We start from the raw sequence: 22904 nt of genomic DNA on the forward strand, positions 1-22904 counted from the left end.
CCAAGACATTCAAATGCATAGTCATTTTCTCAATGCCTCTGCACTTTCTCGTTCAATCCTTTTGGAGATGCCTGGGCTTTCTGGTTTTCCCCAGGGTCAATCTATCCCATAGATAAGCGGGCAATACCCTCATTACGCAACCGACAACCCGCATCTGCCAGGGAATAATTGCATATCGGGCTTTGCGGTCGATGACGCGAACGGCACGCCTTGCGAATTCTTCGGGCGTCAGCAGAAAAGGCATGGAATACGGGTTATGCCGAGTCAACGGGGTGTCAACGTAGCCCGGCAATAAGCTGGTCACCGAGACACCGGTTTTCTGCAATTCCACACGCAGACTTTCACAATAGGCAATAGCAGCCGCCTTACTCGCCGAATATGCGGCATGACCCGGTAATCCGCGAATACCGGCCACACTGCAAATACCCACCAGACGACCGCTGCCGCGCTTCACCATGGGGGCAATAAATGGCTGAAAGCTTGCAGCCAGCCCCATGGCATTGCTGGCCAGCACCTGCTGCATTACCTCGAGGTCCTCACGCAAGGAAGTGTCCACACCCCAGCTGATGCCCGCGTTGGCGATCACGACATCGGGCAGGCCCTGGCGCTCCAGGCAGGCCTTGGCGGCACTACAGATGCTGTCGATATTCGTGACATCAGCGCCATAGACAACGTAGCGGGATGCGACCATGTGCCTGGACTGCGCCCATTGCTCCATGACTTCGGTGCGTCTTGCCACCAGGGCAACTGACCAGCCCTGCTGGTAATAGTGCCAGGCCAGGGCCTGGCCTATGCCGCTGGAGGCACCGGTGATGTAGACAAGTCCAGCTCCGTGTCCTGCCATGGCTTATCGCTTCTGGCTGGGCTGAATGACGCCCTTGACCCGCCCCTGCATTTGCAGAATCTGATCAAGATGCCCGTACTGCATGCTGTCACCGGTAAATTTGTCGCTGCCGCGGGTCATGACCACCGGCTTGTTGGTGCTGGCACGCTCCTCATTGGGCCAGAGCTGCAGAAACTCGCTCTCCAGCTGCATGGCCGGCAAGGCCTTCTGGGTCGCAGTGGCAGGCACGGGCTCGCGCGTGATGACGGCCTGCCCGAACATCTGGATTTCCGAGCCGTCGCCATTGCTCAGGGCACGGTTGGAGCTGCCAATAGTCTTGCGCCCGTCCGGCGTGAAGCTCAGCATGCGCGCATCCTGGATTTCCAGCGTATCGGTATCGGGGAAATGTTCACCCGTCGTGCCATTCAAGCGGCTTTTGAGACGTCCCGACGCCTCGAAATTCTTGATGACAAAGTCCTTGAGGAAATAGTCCGGATCGTGCCGTACGGCCTTCTCCGTGCCGCTGGAAAGCGGCTTGGGGGCATTGCGCACCAGCCACCAGGTTCCCAATGCCAGCAGGCCCATGATGAGCACCGGCAGGTACATCGAGGCCTTATCGCCGACACGGCGCCATTGCCCGCTCATGTGCCATACCCCGCAAGCAGCGCGGCATAAGCGCCATTGGCGGCCAGCAGCAGATCGCAGAACTGCCGCACCGCGCCCTCCCCGCCATGCCTGGCACTGACCCAGTCGGCCACATGCAGAGCCTCGTCATGCGCATTGGCCGGGGCGCAGGCAAAGTGGCTGCGACGCATGACGGGCAGGTCGGGCCAGTCGTCCCCCATGGCGCCCGCCTGCTCCCAGTGCAGCCCCAGTTCCGCCAGGATGGACTCGGCAGCAGGCACCTTGTCCTCGGTGCCAAAGCGCGCATGCTCAATGCCCAGCTGCTTCAGGCGCAAACGTAGCGGTGCGGAGTCGCGCCCTGTCACCACGGCCGGCGTGATGCCGGCCTTTTGCAGCATTTTCAGGCCATGGCCGTCCAGCGTGTGGAAACGCTTGAGGACTTCACCCTCGCCCGAGAAGTAAAGACCGCCATCGGTCAGAACGCCATCCACATCGAAGAAGACCACGCGGATTCCCTGGGCCTTGAGCAACAACTGCGGATCCCATTGCTGGCTGGGTGTCAGAGCAGGTCGGTTCATCAAATCACCTTGGCGCGCATCAGGTCGCGAATATGCACCACACCCTGCAGGTGCTGGCTGTCATCGGTTACCAGCACGGCGGTAACGCCATGCTCTTCCATCATGCGGGCCGCGGCCACCGCCAGCAAGTCAGGCTTGATCGTCAGAGGCCTGGCGTGCATGACATCGCTGGCCACACGGCTGCGCAGATCCACGCCGGCTTCCACGCAGCGGCGCAAGTCTCCGTCGGTGAAAATGCCCACCAGCTCGCCGCCTGCGTTGACCACTGCAGAGCAGCCCAGGCCCTTGGCGCTCATCTCGCGCATCAGCTCCACACTGCTCACATCCTGGGCCACCTGGGGCACATCGGCACCGCGGCGCATCACGTCGCGCACATGGGTCAGCAAGCGCCGACCCAGCGCTCCACCGGGATGCGAGCGCGCAAAATCCTCGGCCCCAAAGCCCCGGGCGTCGAGCAAGGCCACGGCCAGCGCGTCTCCCATAGCCAATTGGGCGGTCGTGCTCGCAGTGGGTGCCAGATTCAAGGGACAGGCTTCCTTGTCCACACGGGTATCCAGCACCCAGTCTGCATGCTTGGCCAGTGTCGAGCTCAGCCCGCCGGTCACTGCCACCAGCGGAACGCCCATGCGCTTGATGGCGGGCAACACACCGGTCAGCTCGTCGGTCTCGCCGCTATTGGACAAGGCCAGCACCAGATCATCCTGCGTCAGCATGCCCAGGTCGCCATGGCTGGCCTCTGCAGGGTGCACGAAAAAGGCGGGAGTCCCGGTGGATGCCAGGGTTGCGGCCACCTTGCGGCCCACATGCCCGCTTTTGCCCATGCCCATGACCACCACCCGGCCCGGCAGCTGCAAAATGCGCTGCACCACGGCCGTGAATGCGCCATTGAGGCGCTCGGACATGGAACGCAGGGCAGCGGCCTCGATATCCAGGGCCTCGCGGGCCAGGTTCAAAGCTCGCGGTGCGTCGATCAGACGCGAATTGGCAGCATCAGAATTCATGCCCGGATTTTAGCCAGCCCCTGCCTGCCGGGCAGCGGGCAACATCCCTTTGGCCCGCATTTCAGGCCTGAGACCCTACACTGACGAGCATTCAAAGAACTCGGGCTAGCCATGCAAACCTCCACCAGCGTCAACGACTATCTGCGCGACCATATCCGCACCGTGCCGGACTGGCCTGCACCGGGCGTGCAGTTCCGCGACATCACGCCCCTGCTGCAGGACCCCAAGGTCTTTCGCGTCATGACCGACGCCTTTGTGCACCGTTACATGGACCCCAAGCTTCGTCCCGACGTGGTCGCAGGTCTGGATGCCCGCGGATTCATTCTGGGTGCAGTGATCGCACACGAGCTCAATATCGGCTTTGTGCCCATCCGCAAAAAAGGCAAGCTGCCCTTCACCACGGTTGAAGAAACCTATGAGCTCGAATACGGTAGCGCCACCGTGGAACTGCATACCGATGCCGTCAAATCGGGAGACCGTGTACTGCTGATTGACGATCTGATCGCCACCGGCGGCACCATGATGGCCGGCAAGAAGCTGCTGGAAAAGCTGGGGGCAACGGTGGTGGAAGGCGCGGCGATCGTGGACCTGCCGGAACTGGGCGGCTCCAAGCATCTCAAGGACAGCGGCCTGCCGCTGTTCACCCTGGTGGATTTCGCCGGACACTGACCGAGCTGCTCACAGCCCTGATCAGCGCAACTCCCCATACTGCGTCGCACCCAGAGAGCCCAGGCCGGAGACGGCAAATTCGCCACCTTCCTCGTGGCCTGAGCCAGGACCCAGCAAGGGTGCCTGGCGGGAGTGGCGCGCGCCTGCCGCAGAGGAGGCAGCGGCCATGGCCACTGCCTGCTTGAAAGCATCCATCTCCTGCGCGTCAATGGGCTCGAAGGGGCGGCCCGCTTGCACCGCCACGGCAGGCGGCGCCTGGCGCGGCGCGGTCATTGTTGGGGCAAAGCCGTCAAACTGTGTCTGCGCAAAATCGGGGGTGGCGGCGGCTTGCAGCTGCCCATTCACGCGCCAGTACACGGCGTGAACCCCGGCATCCATGCGGGTTCTGGCGAGCTCTGCAATCAAGGCCTCGATACGTCTTTGCTGCGAGGCATCTGCCGCATACGCGGGGGCCAGATCCACCATCACGACAAAGCGCTGGCCGACGTTGTCCAGCGAGAGCACCTTGAACTTGTAGCCGGCAGAGAGAATGCCGACCCTGACCATGGCTTCGCGCACGATGACGTACAGCTGCTCGCGTCTGGCGGAGCGCTCCCGGCGCTGCGACTGACGCGCCCCCGGATCATCCTCGTGGCGCGATGCTGGCGTGCCATCGTCTTGGCGAGGCGCGCGAGAAAACCATCGAAACAGGGACATGAGCACACTCGATCAGGCTGTATTTACAATAGGACACATTCTGCCTCCTGGTCTGAAGCAGCTTGTGACATTGGCTGAAATATTAGCCTTTGTCCGACGTGGATCAAGCGCCCAACCCGCGCCAGATACAAAAAAATCTTCGCTCAGGTGCTCGCCACCCGGCGGCGACTGTCCCCTGCACGGCGTGCCAGTACCTGACCTGCCATGGTCAGCAGCGCCAGGGCCAGCGCAGGCTGGCGATTGGCAATTTCCGAATAACGCAACGCTGTCAGACACCATAGACGGCTGGGCGCTGCGGCCTGCACCGTGGCCTTGCGTGGCCTATGGGCGAAGAAGGCGCCCTCCCCCACAATCGCCCCCGGCCCCACCAAGGCCAGGCGGATTCTTTCCTTCGAATCCTGGTAATGCACGCTCAGCGAGCCGTATTCCACCATGTACAGATTGCGATCCAGCGCCCCTTCGGCAAACAACACTTCGCTGGCCGCCAGGTTGATCGGCTGCAGATACGGCGCCAACAACTCCCATTGCGCGGCACTGAGCACGTTTTGGGCGGTATCGGTGGCAACCGAAGTTGTCATCGCCTGGACCAGCGCCGACAAATCCTGAGGTGTGGAAGCGAACATAAGCAGTGAGTAGAACGCGAACGCCGCATGCCATCCGGGTGGACAACTCCGGATTCACATCCCGGCCGCTCAGGGCAAAAGAAATTCATAGCGCGCCATGGTTGACCATCAACGCAGGCTGAATGCTAAGCGACTCCGACAGTCCCGCCAATCACTTGCGCCGCCGAGTTACTTTTGCACACTTCAGATGTCTGCATTCTGATCTGCTCCAACAAAAAAGGATCGACTAGTCGATCCTTTTTTGATAGCTGATATCGCCCTAACCATATAGGTTAGCGCCCTGTTTCAATCAAATCAGCCGTTGGCGCGCTTTTCCAGGATTTCGAAGGCGGGCAGCTTCTTGCCTTCCAGCACTTCCAGGAAGGCACCGCCGCCGGTGGAGATGTAGCCCACGTCCTTTTCAATGCCGTACTTGGCAATGGCGGCCAGGGTGTCGCCACCGCCGGCAATGCTGAAGGCAGGGGACTGGGCAATCGCCCGGGCGATGACCTTGGTGCCATTGGCAAACTGATCGAACTCGAACACGCCCACGGGGCCGTTCCAGACGATGGTGCCGGCCTTTTTGAGCTGCTCGGCCAGCAGGGCTGCGGTTTCCGGACCGATGTCCAGAATCATGTCGTCGTCCGCCACTTCGGAGGCTTTCTTGACGGTGGCCACGGCGTCGGCAGCAAAGGTCTTGGCGGTGACCACGTCAGTGGGCACGGGCACATTGGCGCCGCGGGCAGCCATGGCGTCGATCACGGCCTTGGCATCGGCCACCAGATCGGGTTCGGCCAGCGACTTGCCGATCTTCAGGCCAGCAGCCAGCATGAAGGTGTTCGCAATGCCGCCACCCACGATGAGCTGATCCACCTTGTCGGCCAGGCTCTTGAGGATGGTCAGCTTGGTGGACACCTTGGAGCCGGCGACGATGGCGGCCAGGGGGCGCGCAGGCGCGGCCAAGGCCTTGTTCAGCGCATCGATCTCGGCCGACAGCAGCGGACCGGCGCAGGCGATGGGCGCGTATTCGGCGATGCCGTAGGTCGTGCCTTCGGCGCGGTGAGCGGTACCGAAGGCATCGTTCACAAAGATGTCGCAGAGCTTAGCCAGCTTCTGGGCCAGCTCGGGCTTGTTCTTCTTCTCGCCCACGTTGACACGGCAGTTCTCCAGCAGCACGACCTGGCCGGGGGCAACCTGCACGCCATCTACCCAGTCGGCCACCAGAGGCACATCGCGGCCCAGCAGCTCGGACAGACGCTTGGCCACGGGAGCCAGCGAGTCCTGGGGCTTGAATTCACCTTCGGTGGGGCGGCCCAGGTGGCTGGTGACCATCACCGCAGCGCCAGCCTTCAGCGCCATCTCGATGGCCGGAACGGAAGCGCGCACACGCGTGTCTTCAGTGATTTCACCCGCATCGTTCAGGGGCACGTTCAGGTCGGCACGGATGAAAACACGTTGACCCTGGGCCTTGCCCTGAGCGCACAGATCGGAGAAGCGGATGATGTTCATGCAGCAAAAAAGCGACTCCGAAAGTCGCCCATACAAAGGTTGAAAAACAAAAAATCTGTCTGCATTTTAGGTCGTTCATCCTTTGCAGCCATCGTTTTCACCTGCTTACTCGACTCAAAAACAGGAGCATCTTGCGCACGCTGTAACTGGATTTCAGGCCTTTTCAGCGACAGATCATATGAAAACAGGAGCACGCGGCTCCTGTTTTCTCTGGCCTTGGGGCTACCAGCCCATGCCGATATGCAGCGGCAGGTAGATCGCCATGCCCAGTGCGATGGTTCCAAGAATGCTGCGCTTGTAAAAAAAATACACCACAGAAGCGGCCAGCGCAGGCAGTCGCGCATCGGCCAGGCTGCCTATCAGCTGACCATTGCTCATCACGATCTCGGGCGCAATCACTGCGGCCAAGGCCGCCAGCGGCGCGTATTTGAGCCCGCGCTTGAGCCAGTTGGGTAGTGGCAGCTCACGCTCGGGAATCATGAAGAAGGCACGCGTGATCAGCGTGATGAGGGCCAGACCGATACAGGCGACGATGACCCAGAAACTGCTCATCATGACTGCGGCTCCTCATTCTTTGCCGCCGACAGCTGGCCGGCCTGCTTCTGCAACTGCTCGGCCATCAGGCCTGCAGCCACGGCGGCGGCAATCGCCACCAGGATGTTGAGCTTGAGCGGCAGCGCAAAAGCCGCCACGGCAGCCGTGCATGCCACGATGGACGCCACCCAGGTCGCGCGATCCTTGAGCATGGACAGCAGCACGCCCAGCAGTGCCAGCACACCGGCAAAGCCCAGGCCCCAGGACAGGGGAATCTGGTCGGCCAGAAAAATGCCCAGCGTGGACGGGATCTGCCAGGCCAGCCAGTTGGTCAGTGCTGCACCCCAGAAATAGGGCAACTGCTCGGCCTGCGGCCTGGCCTCGGGGTAGCGGCGCATGAAGTTCACGAAAATCACATCGCCGCTGAAATAGGCGACCGCCAAGCGATGACGCAGACTCAGATGGGCGAAATAGCTGCGCCACATGCTGGACAGGATCACGAAACGCAGGTTCACGCAGATGGCGGTGAACCAGACCACCCACAGCGGCGCCCCCACGGCCATCAGCGGCAGCACGGCCAGTTGGGCGCTGCCCGCATAGACGCTCAGGCCCATGAACAGCGCCAGAGGCACGGAAAGACCGCTCTTGACCATGGCCACGCCAGTCACCAGCCCCCAGGCGGCGATGCCCAGGGCCGTGCCCCCCATCTCCTTGGAGCCGACCCAGAAAAACGGATCCCTGACTATCGATTTCGCACGCTGACCCAGCGTGATCGCCATATCCGTCATACCTCGCCAGCGCCCTCTCCCAGCAGCGCACCAACCGGGAGCTCGAAACCGCGCAGAAAATCGCCGGCGGCCAGGCGCTTGCCACCCGCACGCTGCAACAGCGTCATATTGAGCACGCCGCTGCCGCAGGCCACGCGCACCCCCTGAGCATCGGCCGACAGCACCATGCCGGGCGCACCAGAGCCTTCCTCGGCCCTGGCCTCCCAAACCTTGATGGCTTCGCCGTCCAGGCTGGTGGCGCCGCCTGGGAAGGGGTTGAAGGCACGCAGGCGGCGTGCGATGACTTCGGCGTTTTCGCTCCAGTCGATCAGGCTCTCCGCCTTCTCGATCTTGTGGGCATAGGTCACACCAGCGGCAGGCTGGGGCGTGCGCGACAGGCCACCGCAGGCCGCCATTTCCAGTGCTTCCACGATCAGACGACCACCCAGCGTGGCCAGCTTGTCGTGCAGGCTGGCCGTGGTGTCGTGCGCAGCAATCGGCAGACGCTCGATCACGCACATATCGCCGGTATCCAGACCGGCATCCATCTGCATGATGGTGACACCGGTCTCGACGTCTCCGGCCTCGATGGCGCGATGAATCGGCGCTGCACCGCGCCAGCGCGGCAGCAGGCTGGCATGAATGTTCAGGCAACCCAGGCGCGGCGTGTCGAGCACCCATTGCGGCAGGATCAGGCCATAGGCCGCCACCACCATCACATCGGCCTGAGCGGCCTCGATCGCGGCCTTGGCGGCAGCAGCGTCTTCGGGATACTTGCCGTCCAGACGCAGGCTCAGCGGCTGGGCCACGGCAATGCCCTGTTCAAGCGCGCACTGCTTGACGGGAGAGGCTTGCAGCTTCATGCCGCGCCCGGCGGGGCGATCAGGCTGGGTCAGCACCAGCGGAACTTCAAAACCTGCGGCCAGCAGACTCTCCAGGGCCACGCGCGCAAATTCGGGCGTACCCGCAAAAATGACTTTCATGGAACTCACAAATTAAAAAGGCAGCCGTCGGCTGCCAGGTCTTCAACGGTGCGGCTCTCTGAGGTACATGCTCTCATCAGTGAACATGACCTTCTGCACCACACCTTGCGGGTCTATGTGCACATGGGCACGCCGACCAAAGGTATTGTCCAGAAAACGGTAGGTCCAGATGTCACCTTTGAAGCTGTAGACCCCCTCGACTATGGCGGGCGGGCCGAACATGCGATAGACATCGTCGCGGGTATCCACGCCATTGCGCAGCGCAAAAAAGTGCGCTGTATCCAGCACCTGCTCCACGCGCACCAGCTTGCGCTGGGCATCGAAATCCATGTGATAGACCTGCTGACCGGCCGGCTGCTGGCTGTAGACCAGGCGCTGGCCGCCCTCGGGCAAGGCCACGACCAGAGTGGGCTTGCCCATGCCTCTTTCCACCTCGGCCTGAGGCATGCCGGGCTTTTGCCACTGGGGCACCATGCAACCCGCCAGCCCCACTGCCAGCAGACTTGCAGTCAACAGGGTTTGCAGGCGAGACAGGGACATGGAAGCTCCGATCAGGCCCGCAGGGCCTGCTTCTGGGCCTTGACCAGCTTGGTCTTGATGCGGTTGCGTTTCAGCGGCGAGAGGTATTCGACAAACACCTTGCCCAGCAGGTGATCCATCTCGTGCTGGATGCAGATGGCCAGCATGCCTTCTGCGTCGATCTCGCGGCTGTTGCCGTTCTCGTCGAGGGCCTTGACCTTGACGGCAATGGAGCGCTCCACCCCGTCGTAGATGCCGGGCACGGACAGGCAGCCTTCTTCGCCCAGCTGCGTTTCCTCGCTGGCCCAGAGGATCTCGGGGTTGATCAGCGCCATGGGCTCGTTGCGCTCCTCTGACACGTCGATCACGATGACCCGCTCATGCACATCGATCTGCGTCGCGGCCAGGCCGATGCCCTGGGCGTCGTACATGGTCTCGAGCATGTCTTTCACCAGAGTCTGGATGCGCTCATCCACCTGCGCCACGGGCTTGGCAACCTTGTGAAGACGGGGATCGGGATAGCAGAGGATGGGAAGAATGGCCATGGTGTGTCGGTAAATCTGTCGTTATTGTCCCAACATTTGACGCCAAACGCTTGTCACGCCCTCAATAAACATTGATCTATCGAGGCCTTGCATCGAGAATTTCGACACATTTGTAAGACTTGTAGGCTGGCTATGCCAAGATCGGCCACAGTGCGGCGACGCGAGGGACGCTGCAGCAAACGAATCCCGCCAGAAGGAATTTCATGACCGCATTTGCCACTGCACGCGCCCTGAGCATCGGTGCCACATTGCTTGCAGCCCTGACTTCGGTCCATGCCCAGAGCTACCCTGTGACCGCCACCCAGCGCTCCACCGCACAGCAAGTCGCTCAGCAGGGCATCCCCGAAAGCGAACTGGCGCCCAGCGCTCCCGCGCAATACACCGTCAAGCGCGGCGACACGCTCTGGGGTATTTCGGGCCTGTATCTGCGCCAGCCCTGGCGCTGGCCCGAACTCTGGGGCATGAACCTCTCCAGCATCGCCAACCCGCATCTGATCTACCCCGGCCAGGTGCTGTATCTGGTGCGCAGCAACGGCTATGCCCGTCTGTCGACCGCGGCTCCCAACGGCGATCCCGAAGTGGTGCGCGTGTCACCGCAGACACGTGAATCCTCACTGAACGATCTGGCCCTGCCCACGCTGCCGCCGCACCTGATCGAGCCCTTCCTGGCCGAGCCACTGGTCGTGGACAGCCAGGCCCTGGCACAGGCGCCGCGCATCATCGCCACCCAGGACAAGCGCGTGCTCATGGCCAATGGCGATCGCGCCTATGTGCGCAACTCCGGCGGTGCGCTGATCACCACCGGCAAGGGACAGCCCGCGAGCTACCGCATCTTCCGCGATGCCACGCCTCTCAAGGACCCCGTCACCGGGGAAATCCTGGGCTACGAAGCCAAGTACCTGGGCAGTGCCACCGTGGCGCGTGGCGAGACCTTGCTGGCATCCGAGCCAGGCCAGCCCGCACAGACGGCACCCGGCACGGTGGATATCATCCGCTCCAAGAACGAAATCCGCGCCGGCGACCGTCTGCTGCCCTCGCCCGAGCAGCAATACCTGAGCTATGTGCCCCATGCACCGCGCCAGGCGGTGGAGGCCGCCGTGGTCTCCATCTACGGCGACTCGGTGGGCTATAACGCGGCCCAGAACCAGGTCATTGCCATCAACAAGGGGGCCCGGGACGGCATGGACATCGGCGCGGTGCTGGAACTCGTCAGCAAGGGCAATGTCATCGTGGACAAGACCAGCGCCAGCCGTGACCGCGTGAAGCTGCCCGACGAGGCCAATGGCTATGCCATGGTCTTCAAGGTGTTTGACCGGGTTTCCTACGCGCTCATCACCACGGCCCAGCGCGGCGTGAATGTGGGCGACGGCCTGCAGTCGCCTCTGCCCTAACATGGAGCCAAAGCATGGTGCCCACCGTCTCCCAAGATACGCACCATGCCTGGCCCGATGCCGAGACCCTGGCCTGGCTGCGCCTGCTCTTGACGCCCGGCCTGGGGCGCACCACGGCACGCCGGCTGCTGACCAGGGCCGGCAGTGCCGAGGCGGTCTGGCGGCTGCCGCCGTCCATCTGGGCGGAATACGCCACCCAGGCCCAGATCAAGGCCGGGTCCGAGCCTCCCGCCGACTGGGAACAGCATTGCAGCGCACTGGCCAGCTGGCTGGCCTCCCCCGCACCGGGGCTGCTGCACACCGTGATCCATCTGGGCCACCCCCAATATCCTGACTGCCTGCTGCAGACCGAAGATCCGCCCCTGCTGCTGTTTGTCCAGGGCTCGGCGACCTTGCTGGCATCTGCCCGGCCCTGGTTTCCGTATCCTTCCACCCTGGCCATGGTGGGCAGTCGCAATCCCTCGGCCCAGGGCCTCATCAATGCACGCAGCATGGCGCAGGCACTGGCCGAGCAAGGTCTGTGCATCGTCTCGGGTCTGGCACGCGGCATCGATGCAGCCGCCCATGAGGGAGCGCTTCAAGCCCGTTCAGGCACACACCCCTGCACGATTGCCGTGGTCGGCACCGGGCTGGATCAGGTCTATCCGCGCGCTCACGCCAGACTGGCGCAGCAAATTGCGCTCCAGGGAATGGTCATCAGCGAATACCCGCTGGGCAGCGGACCCCTTCCCCAGCATTTTCCGCAGCGCAACCGCATCATCTCGGGCCTGTCGCAAGGCACGCTGGTGGTGGAGGCCGCCCTGCAGTCGGGCTCGCTGATCACGGCCCGCCTGGCCAACGAACAGGGGCGTGAAGTCTTTGCCATTCCCGGCTCCATCCACGCACCGCAGTCCAAGGGCTGCCATGCGCTGATACGCCAGGGAGCCAAGCTGGTGGAAACTGCCGACAACGTGCTCGAAGAGCTTCAGGGGCTGAAACCCGTACCAATCCAAGCTGAACAGGCGCAAGAAGCCATCGGAAACAAGGCATCCATATCCGAGCACCCGCTGCTGCAGGCGCTGGGCCATGATCCCATGACGCTGGAGTCCTTGAGCGATCGCACGGGCTGGGATGCCGCCCATCTGCAGGCGCAGCTGATGGAGCTGGAGCTCGATGGCCTGGTCGCGCGCCTGCCGGGCGGCCTGTACCAGCGACTCACTCAAGGCTGAAACGCCCGGCACTCGCGCCCCTGCGCAAAGAGACACCGGGAGGACGCCTAGCGCCTGTGGGTCAGGCCAGCCTTTCCGGATTCGCCTGAATCTTCTGCAGCGCATCACGTGTGGCGCGCACCGTCAGCGCCTCGGCGTCATGCACGGCCAGCAGGCCTGCCTGCAGATAGGTGGCCATGCGCTGCGCCTGCAGCAGATAGCAATGGCCATCCAGCGAGGCGAACAGATGCAGATGCCGGCGACGGCTGTGCCAGACATATTGCACCTGTACGCGGCTGCCGTTGTGGTCCAGCGTGAACCAGCGGCCGCTTTCCAGCGATCGGGCCCACTCCAGCATCGCCGGCTCCACCGGGCTGTCCGTGTTGGGAATGACGTTCAGGTCGCCCGCATCCACGCCCAGCATCAGCTCTATGCTCTCGCTGGACAGCGGCATATCGTCGAGCTTGCCATCCTCGCTGATGTATTTTTCCAGCTCCGACAGACGCTTGGCCATGGCCTCGATCCGCTCGGCCGGAATGGCCGCAGTCTTGGACATGAAGGCCTGCGCCAGCGTATCGGTCAATACCTTGATCGCGGTCGACTGCGCATCGCCCGTCACGCTCACCAGCTCCAGCCCTTCGCGCAAGGTCTGCAGCAAGGTCGGCAGACCCTGGATGACGCGCGCACGCTCCTGACGCGACGGCTTGGCACTGGCCGACCAGACCAGCTCGCTGGCCGCCTGCTTGAAGCGCATGGCCCGCGCATCCTTGGCGCCATAGCGCACGGTGGCCATGGCCAGCACATCGGCCCAGGACTTGAAGAGAAAGTCGCGCACCTCTTCGCGCACCGGCATATCGGTGAGCATATTGCGCAGCTCGATGGTGTACTGGATGGCCAGCGTTTCCTTCTGCTCCACCTGCTGGGCCACGCTGGTGATCTTGGCCGTGGACCGGTTCTGGGCAAAGTGCTTGGTGAGAAAGGCCTCGAACTCGCGCAGCACCAGGGCGAAGACCTTCTGCCCTGTCTCGGGATACTGCTCTATCACCTGGACCACGCGGCGAATCTCTGTCTCCAGCGCATTGCCATTGATGCTGCTGGCATCGAAGCCCATGACGCAGGAGCCCATGCGGTCGATCAACTTGCGCGCCGGGTGATTCAGGTCGCTGAAGAACTGTGGCTCGGCCAGGGCCACGCGCAACACCGGCACCTGCAGGCGCGCGAACCAGACACGAATGGACGGCGGCAGCCGGTCTTCCGAAAGAATGCTCTGGAACATCAGCGCCACCACCTCGATGGTCGCCTTCTCCCCCGTTGTCTGGGCCTTTTGCTTCCAGTCGGCCGAGCGCTCGCGCACCTGATTGACCAACTGGCCGATCGCTGCCGGGCTGTAGTCCATGGCAGGCATGGCCATGGCCGAACCGGCCGCACCCGGATACTGTGCCTGGAGTTCGGCCACCATCAGCTGTTGCTGCTCCTGCAGCGCCTGCGCCAGGGCGGCAGAGGCCGGAGGCATGGGAACCAGCGGGGCGCCGGGCATCAGGCCAGGAATGCCGACCGCCGGCTGGCTCAGCACCTGGCGCAGCTGATTCATGGCATCCAGCGCGCGATGGCGCGCCCGCGCCAGCATGCCGAGACCGGCGCTGGCGCCTGGCGGCAGGGCAATACCCGGCTCGGCTCCGAAACCTGCCGCCATGCCTGCGGGCATGAACTGCTGCATGGCAGAGCTGCTCCAACCGGTCTCGGCAGCATGGCCAAAGCCGCTGGCGCCGCCCAGAGGAATGGCGCCGGTAGGCGGACCGCCCTCCGTGCGCTTCACCCGCAGCGGGGCATCCTGGGCCTTGCTGACGCCTTTGGCATCCAGCAGCTTGTGCAAAATGCCGTATTCGGACTCCATCAATGGCGCCAGCGCATTCTGCAAAGGCTCCACGGCCCGCAGCAAATGCTTGCGCTCCATGCCGCAGCTCAGCCATTGCTCGACCAGATGCAGGCAAATGGTCTCGGCCCGGAACATGTCCCGGGAAGGCAGCTCATGCCCCTCCAGCGCCTGCATGCGCAGGCGCATGGCCTCGAAACCGGGCTGCAGCGTCTCTCCCATGGCCAGGGCCATGCGGGAGGCCAGAATCTTGTTTTCGACGACATCGTCGCTGAGCAGCTCGAAGTTCAGCGGAGCCGATCCCGAAGCGCTGCTCTCGCCTGCTTGGGAAGGCGGCTTGCGCGCAGCCTGCTGCAGCGCCTGCGCACAAGCTTGTACCCAGGCGTCCTTGTGCTGCTGAAAGCCGACCCAGGCTTCGCGCCACTCCTGCATCTCCTTGGCCGTGGAGACGACGCCGGTCTGGTTGGCAAGAAATTCATCCAGCTGCTGGGCGACCTTGGGCAGGCCCTGGCAAATGCCATGGACCCAACGCAAACGCGCCTGCCAGCCCAGCTGTTGCGGGGCCGCAGGCGCGGTGGAGGAAGACTGCGATGGAGCCATTCCGTAAGTGTAAGTCGGCGGGAGCGGTTATGCGCCCGCCGTAATGGTCAAAGCATCAGACCACGGCTCCCGCGTTGGGATCGTTGGGGTCTTGCGAGCCGGGCTTGGTCGGAGCCTTGACCAGATCCTCTCGCTTGACGCCGAGCCACATGGCAATGGCAGCCGCCACGAACACCGAGGAATAGATACCGAACAAGATGCCGATCGTCAGTGCCAGCGCAAAGTAGTGCAGGCTGGGGCCGCCGAAGAAGAACATGGACAGCACCATGGCTTCGGTCGAGGCGTGGGTGATGATGGTTCGGCTCATGGTCGATGTGATGGCGTGGTCGATCACCTCGTGCGTGCTGAGCTTGCGGAACTTGCGGAAGGCTTCGCGGATACGGTCGAAGATCACCACGGACTCATTGACCGAGTAGCCCAGCACGGCCAGCACGCCCGCCAGCACGGAGAGCGAGAACTCCCACTGGAAGAAGGCGAAGAAGCCCAGGATGATGATCACATCGTGCAAGTTGGCAATGATGGCGGCCACACCGAACTTCCACTCGAAGCGGAAGGCCAGATAGATGATGATGCCCAGCACCACCATGCCCAGCGCCATCAGGCCGTTGTGCATCAGCTCGTCGCCCACCTGGGGGCCGACAAACTCGGTACGGCGCAGCGTGACCTCGGCATCCTCGGCCTTCAGCGCAGTGATCACCTGCTCGCTTTGCTGGGCAGTCGTCACGCCTTTTTGCACGGGCAGACGGATCATCACATCCTTGGATGTGCCGAAATTCTGCACGATCACATCGGCATAGCCGAGCTTGGAAACGGTTTCCCGCACCTTGCCGATATCGGCCGGCTGGGTGTAGGCCACTTCCATGACCGTACCGCCCGTGAACTCCACCGACAGATGCAGGCCGCGCGAGAACAGGAAGAAGACGGCCAGCGCAAAGGTGATGAAGGAGATCGCGTTGAAGACCAACGCGTACCTCATGAACGGAATGTCTTTTTTGATGCGGAAGAACTCCATGATCTTCCTCCTTAGTTGTTGCTGCCGCGACCGGCCACGGAACGAAGACCCTCACCCTCAGGCTTCCAGACCTGACCGATGGAGACGCTCTTGAGCTTCTTCTTGCCGCCATACCAGAGGTTGACCAGGCCGCGAGAGAAGAACACGGCCGAGAACATGCTGGTCAGAATGCCGATGCAGTGCACCACGGCAAAGCCGCGCACCACGCCCGAACCGAAGGCCAGCAGGGCCAGGCCGGCGATCAGCGTGGTCACGTTGGAGTCCAGAATCGTGTGCCAGGCATTCTCGTAGCCGGCATGGATGGCCGCCTGGGGCGAGGCACCGGCACGCAGCTCTTCGCGGATGCGTTCGTTGATCAGCACGTTGGAGTCGATGGCCACGCCCAGCGCCAGCGCCATGGCGGCGATGCCGGGCAGGGTCAGCGTGGCTTGCAGCATGGACAGAATGGCCAGCAGCAGAAGCACGTTCACCGACAGGGCAATCGTGGAGAACACGCCGAACAGCATGTAGTACATGCACATGAAGGCCGCAATCGCCACCATGCCCCAGACCACGGAGTGGATACCACGGTTGATGTTGTCAGCACCCAGGCTCGGGCCGATGGTGTATTCCTCGATGATCTCCATGGGTGCGGCCAGCGAACCGGCGCGCAGCAGCAGCGAGGTGTCGTTGGCTTCCGCCGTGGTCATGCGTCCGGATATCTGCACGCGGCCGCCGCCGATCTCGCCACGGATCACAGGAGCCGTCACCACCTCGCCCTTGCCCTTTTCGAACAGGATGATGGCCATGCGCTTGCCCACGTTCTCGCGCGTCACGTCCTTGAAGATGCGCGCGCCCTTGGCGTCCAGCGTCAGGTTGACGGTGGGCTCCTGGGTCTGGCTGTCAAAGCCGGGCTGGGCGTCCGTCAGATTCTCGCCGGTCAGCGTCACCTGCTTTTGCACGATGATGCTCTGGCCGTTGCGGTCCAGATACTTCTCGGAGCCGAAGGGCACGGGGCCGGAGCCCATCTCGGCCGAGCGCGCTTCGGCGGACTCGTCCACCATGCGCACTTCCAGCGTGGCGGTACGGCCCAGAATGTCCTTGGCCTTGGCGGTGTCCTGCACGCCGGGCAGCTGCACCACGATGCGGTCCAGGCCCTGCTGCTGGATCACGGGCTCGGCCACGCCCAGCTCGTTGATACGGTTGTGCAGCGTGACGATGTTCTGCTTGAGCGCCTGCTCCTGCACCTTGCGCAGGGCCTCGGGCTTGATCGAGGCCACCAGCTTGAAGCCGGTGCCATCAGGCGAGGAAGTGGCCGTCAGATCGGGAAACTGGTCCGCGATCAGATTGCGCGCAGACGTCAGCGTGGCTTCGTCGCGCACGCGGATGGTGACGTTGTTGCCGTCGCGGCTGACACCGCCGTGGCGGATATTCTTGTCGCGCATGGTGGAGCGCAGATCGCCCGCATAGCTCTCGGCCTTCTTGGTCAGGGCCGCGGCCATGTCCACCTGCAGCATGAAGTGCACGCCGCCGCGCAGGTCCAGACCCAGATACATGGGCTTGGCACCGATGGCCGTCAGCCAGTCGGGCGAGCGCGACACCAGGTTCAGCGCCACGATGTAGGCGGGATCGGAGGGGTCGGCAACCAGAGCCTTCTGGATGACGTCCTTGGCCTTGAGCTGCTCGTCGGGCGTATCGAAGCGGGCGCGCACCGAAGTGCCCTCCAGCGACAGCGAAGTGGCTTTGACGCTGGCCGCGCTCAAGGCGGATTCCACCTTTTGCAGCACTGCGTTGTCCACCTTCACGGTGGACTTGGCCGAGGACACCTGCACCGCAGGCGCTTCACCAAAGAAATTGGGCAGGGTGTAGAGCACCCCCACCAGCAGCGCGATCACGATGATCGCGTACTTCCAGACCGGGTATCGGTTCATGATCGCGCTCTTTTTTTTACAGCAACGCACAACGGGTACGCACACTCTGTTCGAGCGCCGTACCCTCAAAATCCACAGCGGACAGGCTTACTTGGCCGTGCCCTTGGGCAGCACTTGCACCACAGCCGAGCGCTGGATCTGGACTTCCACGCCGGAAGCCACTTCGATGTAGATGAATTGCTCGGCCATGCGGGTCACGGTGCCGATGATGCCGCCGGCGGTAGCCACTTCGTCACCCTTGGCCAGCGCGTCGATCATGGAGCGGTGTTCCTTCTGGCGCTTCATCTGGGGACGAATCATCACGAAGTACAGCACCACGAACATCAGCACCAGAGGCAGCATGCCGGTGAGCGAACCCATGAAGCCGCCTTCAGCAGCGGCGGCAGGAGCGGTCTGGGCGAAAGCAGAAGAAATGAACACGAAAAAGACTCCGAAAGAGTGAATTTGTCAGGAATAGGTCCCGGCAGATGCACGGTTGCGCGTCTGGCCAGGTCAGCGGGACATTGTATTCGGCTGGCTTGCGCCCAAGATTTGCATGGGCAGCCGCGCAGCACAGGCATTCCCTGATGCGATGAGGACCTCCCTTCCCACATCAACAAATCCTGCAAAAAGCATAGCTATTAGCGCATTACCTGTATTGTTTTCTGACTGTTTTATATTTGAATATCAGTCAATACAGGCGCTGGCAGCTATCAATTTTCGATAAACCACCGCCAGCACCACGCCTCTGGCCATGAATACAAAGGCCGGGTCGCCCCGGCCTTGTTCTGATGCGCTTCGGCGCAATTAGTTCACTGCCATCCGCCGCACCGCTGCGACCGCAGGCGCCGCAACGCCGTTCCAGCGCGTCATCAGCGCCTGCCACTTGATGCGCGCCGCCGCCAGATGGTGCTCCTTCACATGGCCGTAGCCGCGAATGTCCTCGGGGATGGAGGCGATCTCCACAGCCAGCGCCAGCTTGTCGGCCGTGAGGCCTGTCAGCAGGGTGTCGATGCACTGGCGGTATTCGACGATCAGGGCGCGCTCGGTGCGGCGCTCCTCGGTGCGGCCGAAGGGATCGAGCGCCGTGCCACGCAATCCCTTCATGCCGGCCAGCCAGCCCATGGCCTTGCGCATCCAGGGGCCATAGGACTTCTTCAGCAGATGGCCCTGCTCGTCTTTCTTGGCAAAGCCGGGAGGCGCGAGGTGATGCACGAGCTTGTAGTCGCCCTCGAACATGTCGCTGATCTTCTGGGTGAACGCCGCCTCGGTGTGCAGACGCGCCACCTCGTACTCGTCCTTGTACGCCATCAGCTTGAACAGATAGCGCGCCACGGCCTGGGACAGGCGCGTGCCTTGCTGCAGCGGCTCTTCCGCCGCGCGCACCTTGGCCACGAAGTCGCGGTACTGCTGGGCATAGGCCGCGTTCTGGTAGGCCGTGAGGAATTCCACACGCTTGTCCAGCATTTCCTCGAGCGACGGCTTCTTGACGAACTGGATCACCTGCGATGCCTGATACAGGGCGCGCACGGCCTCCAGATCATGGGCGCAGCGGCGGCCCCATTCAAAAGCCTCCTGATTGCGCGCCACCTGCACGCCGTTGAGCTCCATGGCGCGCATCAGCGAAGCATGGCTCAGCGGCACCTTGCCCTTTTGCCAGGCGTAGCCCAGCATCATGGGATTGGCGTAGATGCTGTCGCCCAGCAGGGCCGTGGAGGCCTTCTCGGCGTCGAAGCTGCCCAGGGCACCATGACCCACGGCCTCGGCCAGCGCCGTGGCGCAGCGTGCGGCAGGCGACTGCCAGTCGGGGTTGCCCACGAAGGTGGCCGTGGGCGCGGCATGGCTGTTGAGCGCCACATAGGTGCGCCCCGGCTGCATCACCGACAAGGTGGTGGGCGTGGCCGCCACGATGGGGTCGCAGCCGATGACCAGATCGGCCTTGGCCATGTCCACCTTGGTGGTGTAGATGGCATCGGCGCGGTTGGCGATCTGGATATGGCTCCAGGTGGAGCCGCCCTTCTGCGCCAGACCGGCCGCATCCTGCGTGACCACGCCCTTGCCTTCCAGGTGCGCGGCCATGCCCAGCAGCGAGCCGATGGTGATCACGCCCGTGCCGCCGACACCGGCCACCACGATGCCCCAGGCCTGCTCGGCCACGGGCAGCACGGGCTCGGGAATGTTGGGCAGGGCATCCAGGCTGCCCTTCTTCTCCTGCTTGGGCTTCTTGAGCTGACCGCCCTCGACGGTGACGAAGCTGGGGCAGAAGCCCTTGACGCAGGAATAGTCCTTGTTGCAGCTGTTCTGGTTGATGCGGCGCTTGCGGCCGAACTCGGTCTCCACGGGTTCCACCGACAGGCAGTTGGACTGCACCGAGCAATCGCCACAGCCCTCGCAGACCAGCTCGTTGATGACCACGGTCTTGTCGGGCGTGCTCAAGGTGCCGCGTTTGCGGCGGCGGCGCTTTTCCGTGGCGCAGGTCTGGTCGTAGATGATGGCCGTGCAGCCCTGGAGCTCGCGGAACTGGCGCTGGATCGCATCCAGCTCGTCGCGGTGGTGCACGGTCACGCCCTCGCCCAGCTTCACGCCATCGTATTTCTCGGGCTCGTCAGTGACGATGACCAGCTTGCGCACACCTTCGGAGAGCAGGCTGTTCATGATCTGCAGCACCGAATGGCCTTCGGGCCGCTCGCCCACGCGCTGGCCGCCCGTCATGGCCACGGCGTCGTTGTAGAGCACCTTGTAGGTGATGTTGGTGCCGGCCGCAATGCTCTGGCGTATCGCCAGCAGCCCGCTGTGGAAGTAGGTGCCGTCGCCCAGGTTGGCGAAGACATGGGCTTCCTTGGTGAAAGGCGCCTGGCCCACCCAGGTCACGCCCTCGCCGCCCATCTGCGTGAAGGTGCTGGTGCGGCGGTCGGGCATCCAGGTGGTCATGTAGTGGCAGCCGATGCCGGCCACGGCGCGCGAGCCTTCGGGCACGCGTGTCGAGGTGTTGTGCGGGCAGCCGCTGCAGAACCAGGGCGTGCGGTCGCCGGTCGAGACCTCCTTGGCCGCCTTGATCGCCGCTTCGCGGGCGTCGAGCACGGCCAGACGCTGCTGCATGCGCGCTTGCACATGCTCGGGCACGCCCAGCTTCTTCAGGCGCTGGGCAATGGCGCGCGCAATGATGGCGGGGGTCAGATCGGCCGTGGGACGCAGCAGCCAGTCGGTGCTGGGGTTGGGCAGCGACCATTCGCCACCATGCTCGTCGCTGAACTTGCCCACCACATTGGGGCGCACGTCGTCGCGCCAGTTGTAGAGCTCTTCCTTGATCTGGTATTCGATGACCTGGCGCTTTTCCTCGACCACCAGAATTTCCTGCAGGCCGCGTGCGAAATCGCGCGTGATCGTGGCCTCCAGCGGCCAGACCACATTCACCTTGTGCAGCCGGATGCCCAACTGGTGGCAGGTGTCCTCGTCCAGCCCCAGGTCGGCCATGGCCTGACGCGTGTCGTTATAGGCCTTGCCGCTGGCGATGATGCCGAAGCGGTCGTTGGGGCCCTCGATCACGTTGTGGTTGAGCTTGTTGGCGCGCACATAGGCCAGGGCCGCATACCACTTGTAGTTCATCAGCCGCGCTTCCTGCTCCAGCGGCGGATCGGGCCAGCGGATATGCAGGCCGCCGTCCGGCATCTGAAAGTCTTCGGGCAGGATGATGTTGACGCGATCCGGGTCCACCAGGACCGAGGAGGAGGACTCCACCACCTCCTGGATCGTCTTCATGCCCGACCACAGACCCGAGAAACGGCTCATGGCAAAGGCATGCAGGCCCATGTCCAGGATGTCCTGCACATTGCTGGGGAAGAACACCGGCGTGCCGCAGGCCTTGAAGATGTGGTCGCTCTGGTGCGCGGCCGTGGAGGACTTGCTGATGTGGTCGTCACCCGCGATCGCAATCACGCCGCCATGCTTGGCCGTGCCCGCCATATTGGCGTGCTTGAACACGTCGGAGCAGCGGTCCACGCCCGGCCCCTTGCCGTACCAGATGCCGAAGACACCGTCGAACTTCTTGGTTTCGGGATAGAGATCGAGCTGCTGCGTGCCCCAGACCGCCGTAGCGCCCAGCTCTTCGTTCACGCCGGGCTGAAAGACGATGTGATTCGCCTCCATATGCTTTTTGGCGGCCCACAGCGACTGGTCGTAAGTGCCCAGGGGCGAGCCGCGATAGCCGCTGATGAAGCCGGCGGTATTGAGCCCGGCCTGCGCATCGCGCAGGCGCTGCAGCATGGGCAGCCGGACCAGGGCCTGCACGCCGCTCATAAAGGCGCGGCCGCGGGCCAGGGAATATTTGTCGTCCAGAGTCACAGACTCCAGGGCACGACGGACTTCATCGGGCAAAGGGGCATTCATGGCTTGTCTCCATGTGGGTGACCACCCGTGGCAGCTGTTGGCTACCAGAGCAGCATATTGCTTTGGGCATTCCTGCGCCAGAGGCACGGAACGCAAGTTGTTTGAGCAAAGTTTACGGAAAACGCCCTGAATAGAGCTTTCTTTTTATTGCCGGGATTAACCTAGTTTTTGAAAGAATCTTGCTGTAAATTTCGCCTCATGAATCAACTTGATCGCTTCGACTGGGCCATCCTGAATGAGCTGCAGATGGATGGGCGCCTCACCAATGCCGAGCTGGCCCAGCGCGTGGGCCTGTCCGCCGCGCCCTGCTGGCGGCGCGTGCGTGCGCTGGAGGAGTCGGGCTACATCACCGGCTATCACGCCACGCTGGACCGCCACAAGCTGGGCCTGGGCGTGCTGGCCTTTGTGCGCGTGGATGCCGCACAGAACACGGCCGACATCACGCTGCGCATGGAGGAAGCCATTCGCCTGCTGCCCGAGGTCACCACCTGCCACTACATCAGCGGCGCGGGCACCTTCGAGCTGCAGGTCGTGGCCAGGGATCTGGAGAGCTTTTCGGGCTTTGTGCGCAATGTGCTGCTGCGCCTGCCCAACGTCAAAGACGTGCACACGATCTTTTCACTGGGCGAGGTCAAGTCCAGCAGCGCGCTGCCACTGCCCAGCACGCTGACGCATGCCTGAGCCCGGTCGGCGCACTTCAAAAGTGAAGCGCGTAC

Annotated in this window: 21 protein-coding genes; 4 read left to right on the forward strand and 17 right to left on the reverse strand. The window is 63.2% G+C overall.

What is annotated here, in order from left to right; genetic code table 11:
• Positions 1–52: 52 nt before the first annotated feature.
• The 4 genes from ACLBXN_RS16115 to ACLBXN_RS16130 are packed head-to-tail and all read right to left on the reverse strand — an operon-like array spanning position 53 to position 3026.
• A complete protein-coding gene (locus ACLBXN_RS16115; RefSeq protein WP_447612808.1) occupies positions 53–844 on the reverse strand; it encodes an SDR family oxidoreductase in 792 nt (263 codons plus the stop codon).
• 3 nt (positions 845–847) lie between these two features.
• A complete protein-coding gene (gene lptC / locus ACLBXN_RS16120) occupies positions 848–1468 on the reverse strand; it encodes an LPS export ABC transporter periplasmic protein LptC (protein WP_447612809.1) in 621 nt (206 codons plus the stop codon).
• Positions 1465–2025, reverse strand: coding sequence for a KdsC family phosphatase (locus ACLBXN_RS16125; RefSeq protein WP_003060185.1), 561 nt, complete (start codon positions 2023–2025; stop codon positions 1465–1467). The genes lptC and ACLBXN_RS16125 overlap by 4 nt, the downstream gene beginning before the upstream one ends.
• Positions 2025–3026 (reverse strand): KpsF/GutQ family sugar-phosphate isomerase, encoded by a 1002-nt coding sequence (locus ACLBXN_RS16130; protein ID WP_043004579.1) that lies wholly within the window; start codon positions 3024–3026, stop codon positions 2025–2027. The genes ACLBXN_RS16125 and ACLBXN_RS16130 overlap by 1 nt, the downstream gene beginning before the upstream one ends.
• Positions 3027–3137: 111 nt before the next feature.
• Here ACLBXN_RS16130 and ACLBXN_RS16135 point away from each other — a divergent pair, with 111 nt between their 5' ends.
• On the forward strand, positions 3138–3695 hold the full coding sequence (locus tag ACLBXN_RS16135) for an adenine phosphoribosyltransferase (RefSeq protein WP_003060181.1): 558 nt from the start codon (positions 3138–3140) through the stop codon (positions 3693–3695).
• 21 nt (positions 3696–3716) lie between these two features.
• Here the strand turns inward: ACLBXN_RS16135 and ACLBXN_RS16140 are convergent, their stop codons facing one another.
• The 8 genes from ACLBXN_RS16140 to def all read right to left on the reverse strand — a co-directional run bounded on the left by ACLBXN_RS16140 (position 3717) and on the right by def (position 9850).
• On the reverse strand, positions 3717–4391 hold the full coding sequence (locus ACLBXN_RS16140) for a hypothetical protein (protein WP_211458210.1): 675 nt from the start codon (positions 4389–4391) through the stop codon (positions 3717–3719).
• Positions 4392–4534: 143 nt separating this feature from the next.
• Positions 4535–5014, reverse strand: coding sequence for a Crp/Fnr family transcriptional regulator (locus ACLBXN_RS16145; protein WP_043004576.1), 480 nt, complete (start codon positions 5012–5014; stop codon positions 4535–4537).
• A 294-nt stretch (positions 5015–5308) separates the two neighbouring features.
• Positions 5309–6502 (reverse strand): phosphoglycerate kinase, encoded by a 1194-nt coding sequence (locus ACLBXN_RS16150; protein ID WP_447612810.1) that lies wholly within the window; start codon positions 6500–6502, stop codon positions 5309–5311.
• A 222-nt stretch (positions 6503–6724) separates the two neighbouring features.
• Positions 6725–7057 carry an AzlD domain-containing protein gene (locus tag ACLBXN_RS16155; protein WP_003060173.1) on the reverse strand — a complete coding sequence of 111 codons (333 nt, stop codon included), beginning with the start codon at positions 7055–7057 and terminating at the stop codon, positions 6725–6727.
• Positions 7054–7824, reverse strand: a complete 771-nt coding sequence (locus tag ACLBXN_RS16160) for an AzlC family ABC transporter permease (RefSeq protein WP_447612811.1) — start codon at positions 7822–7824, stop codon at positions 7054–7056. Before ACLBXN_RS16160 ends, ACLBXN_RS16155 begins: the two co-directional genes overlap by 4 nt.
• Complete coding sequence (gene fmt / locus ACLBXN_RS16165; protein ID WP_447612812.1) at positions 7821–8786, reverse strand: methionyl-tRNA formyltransferase; 966 nt, start codon at positions 8784–8786, stop codon at positions 7821–7823. The genes ACLBXN_RS16160 and fmt overlap by 4 nt, the downstream gene beginning before the upstream one ends.
• A gap of 42 nt (positions 8787–8828) precedes the next feature.
• On the reverse strand, positions 8829–9326 hold the full coding sequence (locus tag ACLBXN_RS16170; RefSeq protein ID WP_211458205.1) for a hypothetical protein: 498 nt from the start codon (positions 9324–9326) through the stop codon (positions 8829–8831).
• A gap of 11 nt (positions 9327–9337) precedes the next feature.
• On the reverse strand, positions 9338–9850 hold the full coding sequence (def, locus tag ACLBXN_RS16175; protein WP_447612813.1) for a peptide deformylase: 513 nt from the start codon (positions 9848–9850) through the stop codon (positions 9338–9340).
• 203 nt (positions 9851–10053) lie between these two features.
• On the opposite strand from def, the gene ACLBXN_RS16180 reads away from it, so the two are divergent.
• Entirely contained in the window at positions 10054–11241 is a 1188-nt protein-coding gene (locus ACLBXN_RS16180; protein WP_447612814.1) for a LysM peptidoglycan-binding domain-containing protein, read from the forward strand.
• A gap of 14 nt (positions 11242–11255) precedes the next feature.
• Positions 11256–12449: a DNA-processing protein DprA gene (dprA, locus tag ACLBXN_RS16185; protein WP_447612816.1), complete on the forward strand. Its 1194-nt coding sequence runs from the start codon at positions 11256–11258 to the stop codon at positions 12447–12449.
• 61 nt (positions 12450–12510) lie between these two features.
• Here the strand turns inward: dprA and ACLBXN_RS16190 are convergent, their stop codons facing one another.
• From ACLBXN_RS16190 to ACLBXN_RS16210, 5 genes are all read right to left on the reverse strand, one after another.
• Positions 12511–14901 carry a DUF1631 domain-containing protein gene (locus tag ACLBXN_RS16190; RefSeq protein ID WP_447612817.1) on the reverse strand — a complete coding sequence of 797 codons (2391 nt, stop codon included), beginning with the start codon at positions 14899–14901 and terminating at the stop codon, positions 12511–12513.
• Positions 14902–14956: 55 nt separating this feature from the next.
• Complete coding sequence (gene secF, locus ACLBXN_RS16195; protein WP_003060159.1) at positions 14957–15913, reverse strand: protein translocase subunit SecF; 957 nt, start codon at positions 15911–15913, stop codon at positions 14957–14959.
• 11 nt (positions 15914–15924) lie between these two features.
• Positions 15925–17823: a protein translocase subunit SecD gene (gene secD, locus ACLBXN_RS16200; protein WP_043004566.1), complete on the reverse strand. Its 1899-nt coding sequence runs from the start codon at positions 17821–17823 to the stop codon at positions 15925–15927.
• Between the two features lie 87 nt (positions 17824–17910).
• The gene (yajC, locus tag ACLBXN_RS16205) at positions 17911–18243 is read right to left on the reverse strand and encodes a preprotein translocase subunit YajC (protein WP_003066810.1); all 333 of its coding nucleotides are present in this window, start codon (positions 18241–18243) and stop codon (positions 17911–17913) included.
• A gap of 366 nt (positions 18244–18609) precedes the next feature.
• Positions 18610–22188 carry an indolepyruvate ferredoxin oxidoreductase family protein gene (locus ACLBXN_RS16210; protein WP_447612818.1) on the reverse strand — a complete coding sequence of 1193 codons (3579 nt, stop codon included), beginning with the start codon at positions 22186–22188 and terminating at the stop codon, positions 18610–18612.
• 198 nt (positions 22189–22386) lie between these two features.
• Between ACLBXN_RS16210 and ACLBXN_RS16215 the strand changes: the two genes are divergently transcribed.
• Entirely contained in the window at positions 22387–22869 is a 483-nt protein-coding gene (locus ACLBXN_RS16215) for an Lrp/AsnC family transcriptional regulator (RefSeq protein WP_003072240.1), read from the forward strand.
• The last annotated feature ends 35 nt before the right edge of the window (positions 22870–22904 follow it).

It is taken from the genome of Comamonas sp. C24C (assembly GCF_053345995.1).